Genomic DNA, 2,427 nt, shown 5'->3' on the forward strand with positions numbered 1-2,427 from the left:
CAACGGTGCCGCCACGCCTACCACCCAGTTTGCCGAGCGTGCTGAAAACGCCGAGTTATGGGATGCCGACGGCAACCGTTGGATCGATTTTGCGGGAGGGATTGGCGTATTAAACCTGGGCCATCGCCATCCAAAAATTGTCGCGGCAGTAGAAGCGCAGCTTAAAAAAGTCATGCACACCAGCGCGGCGGTGATCTCCTACGCCCCTTACGTACAGCTGTGCCAAAAACTTTGTGAACTGACGCCGGTGCGTGGCCCCGAGCGTAAAGCAATGCTGGTTAATACCGGTGCTGAAGCGCTGGAAAACGCCGTGAAGATCGCTCGCGCGGCGACTGGCCGTACCGGCATTATCACGTTCGACGGTGCTTTCCACGGCCGTACCATGATGACGCTGGCCATGACCGGCAAGGTACTGCCCTATAAGAACGACTTCGGCCCTATGCCGGGCGATGTGTTCCGTGCGCCGTTCCCCAACCCGCTGCACGGCATCAGCGAAGAAGCGTCGTTAGACGCCATTCGTACGCTGTTCAAAACCGATATTGCCCCGCATCGCACCGCGGCCATCGTGATTGAGCCGGTACAGGGCGAAGGCGGTTTCTACATCGCCTCACCGGATTACCTGAAAGCGCTACGCGCGCTGTGCGACGAGCACGGTATTCTGCTGATCGCCGACGAAGTGCAGTCCGGCTTTGCCCGCACCGGCAAGCTGTTTGCGCTGGAACATAGCGGTATTGAAGCGGACATCCTCACCACCGCCAAGAGCCTGGCGAACGGCATGCCGCTATCGGCGGTTGTGGGTAGTGCCAGCGTGATGGACGCCTCTGGCCCCAACTCCTTGGGTGGCACCTACAGCGGTAACCCGCTCTCCTGCGCAGCGGCGTTAGCGGTCATCGAGGTAATCGAAGAAGAAGATATCCTGGCGCGCAGCGAACAGATGGGCAAAATGCTGGCCGAGCGTTTTGCAGTGTGGGAAGAGCGTTTCCCCGCCGTTGCCCACGGCCGCCAATTAGGCGCCATGGCTGCCTTTGAACTGCTCAACAGCGATGGCAAGCCAGATACTCAGATGACCGGAGCGCTGTGTGCCAAAGCCCGCGAGAAAGGCCTGATCCTGCTCTCCTGTGGTTTCTACGGCAATAGCATCCGCATTCTGGTGCCGCTGACGGTCTCTTCTGCCGTGCTGGAAGAGGGCTTGAGCATTATCGAGGAGTCTCTGGAAGCGCTTAGTTAAGCCGTCCTTCTAGGCATCATCAAACCCGTCATCGCCAAACAGTGAAAGCTGTTGGCGATGGCGGGTTTTGCTTTTCTAGCGCGCTTATTCACAATGGATTGATGCCCAGGTTTCCGAGTGGCGGCGAAGCTACAGCATTTACTTCCAGCGGTACTGTCTTGGTTGAATTCATGTATATTAGAATTTTACGTCTACAATATATTCTCTATGAGTTTTCTTAAGTAAGTTAGTGTCGACTAAGGAGATGCATGAATGAAAGTTCCTCAATGGATTGTTTGGGATCTTGGTGGCGTTGTCGTTGAATTGGATTTTAGCGGCATGATGGAAGATGCCACTGAGAAATTTAATATCGATAAATCAGAATTGCTCCCGTTAATTCGAGAAGAATTTAAGGAGTCTCCCTCAAGTTACAGCCTTACTGAAAAAGCAGTCGCAGGGTTGATAACAAAAGAGATTTATGTTTCTGAAATAAAGAGTGCAATAAGTAGCGATGTTCCCGAGTACGAGATAGAGAGCTTGCTAAAAAGAGTATTGGTCGGCGAAAAAAACGAAACAGTATTGTTAATTAAGAAATTAGCTCAGCGTGGTTTCCGCCAAGCTTGCATGTCAAACATCGATCAAACACATTGGGAGAAAATACAGTCCTTTCCGAATGTTGATAACTTATTTGAGAAGAAGTTTTTATCTTTTGAGCATAAGCTTGTCAAACCTAATGCCGATGCTTTTTTAAAAATGTTGGAGATTTTAGGTTGCGATAGAGATGATGTTGTTTTCATCGATGATCGTGAAGATAATGTTAAAAGTGCTAGGGATAGTGGTATTGATGGGATTGTTTTTGAAAACCATGCTCAGCTCTTGAAAGATTTCTCAGCGCGTGGCCTGTTAACTTAATTGGCAAAGGAGGGGACATGAGTGGAATAAAGAAAGGACAGTTTACTGTTACCTCAAGCAAAACAATTTATAAAAATCCGTGGATTGAAGTTACCGAAGACAGTGTTATCCGGCCTGAGGGTGATAGGGGGATATTTGGTACTGTTGATATGAAAGACGGTGTTGCAATTCTTCCTTTATTTTCTGATGGTACGGTATTACTTGCCCGTGAGTATAAATATGCTCAAGATGCTGAAATGATAGAAATCATTGGTGGAGGGATAGACGTAAGCGCCCATAAATCGGCACCTACAGCCACGCCCTGAAAT

3 protein-coding genes are annotated in these 2,427 nt (G+C 49.9%); all 3 read left to right on the top strand.

The window, feature by feature from the left end:
* A partial coding sequence (gene gabT / locus INT22_RS01250; protein ID WP_193067521.1) for a 4-aminobutyrate--2-oxoglutarate transaminase occupies window positions 1–1,228 on the top strand: 1,228 nt, incomplete at its 5' end.
* A gap of 252 nt (window positions 1,229–1,480) precedes the next feature.
* Window positions 1,481–2,119 (top strand): HAD-IA family hydrolase, encoded by a 639-nt coding sequence (locus INT22_RS01255; protein WP_193060035.1) that lies wholly within the window; start codon window positions 1,481–1,483, stop codon window positions 2,117–2,119.
* 17 nt (window positions 2,120–2,136) lie between these two features.
* Entirely contained in the window at window positions 2,137–2,424 is a 288-nt protein-coding gene (locus INT22_RS01260; protein ID WP_193067522.1) for a hypothetical protein, read from the top strand.
* Window positions 2,425–2,427: the final 3 nt, after the last annotated feature.

This window comes from Halomonas sp. 3D7M, assembly GCF_014897885.1.
Lineage (GTDB): Bacteria > Pseudomonadota > Gammaproteobacteria > Pseudomonadales > Halomonadaceae > Vreelandella.

Bases quoted from the DNA above. Each gene is read 5' to 3' on its own strand.
- INT22_RS01255 (WP_193060035.1), top strand. From the start codon at position 1,481: ATGAAAGTTCCTCAATGGATTGTTTGGGATCTTGGTGGCGTTGTCGTT.
- INT22_RS01260 (WP_193067522.1), top strand. From the start codon at position 2,137: ATGAGTGGAATAAAGAAAGGACAGTTTACTGTTACCTCAAGCAAAACA.